This window comes from Adlercreutzia equolifaciens, from assembly GCF_029076695.1.
Taxonomy (GTDB): Bacteria; Actinomycetota; Coriobacteriia; order Coriobacteriales; family Eggerthellaceae; genus Adlercreutzia; species Adlercreutzia equolifaciens_A.
Genome location: NZ_JARFIK010000394.1, coordinates 1 through 302 on the forward strand (window position 1 = coordinate 1; position 302 = coordinate 302).

At 61.3% G+C, this 302-nt stretch carries 1 pseudogene; it reads right to left on the reverse strand.

The window, feature by feature from the left end:
• Positions 1–168, reverse strand: a pseudogene (locus tag PZH32_RS12885) (electron transfer flavoprotein); the annotation flags it as partial.
• Positions 169–302 lie beyond the last annotated feature (134 nt).

Sequence of the window (302 nt, forward strand, 5' to 3'; positions counted from 1 at the left end):
CACCGTGGAGACGGGGTTTGACGCAGCCAGCTGGGCAGCCGCCTCAAGGGCGTTCAGGTCGTAGGCGGACACAAAGCCCTTGGCCTTCGAGAAGTCGAGGGAGCGGTCGGCTCCAACCTGGATGTCCTGGTCGTCGGGCACCACCTTGAATGCAACGACAATGTTCATCTGCGCACCTTTCTCTACTTGCTTTCGCGGAATGAAACAGCCTTGGTCTTGCAAGGCGCGCCGCTCTCTCATCGACGCCGCTTCGATGCCCCTATCTTCGGCCGTCCAAGACGCCCCGTCATCGCCAAAACCCC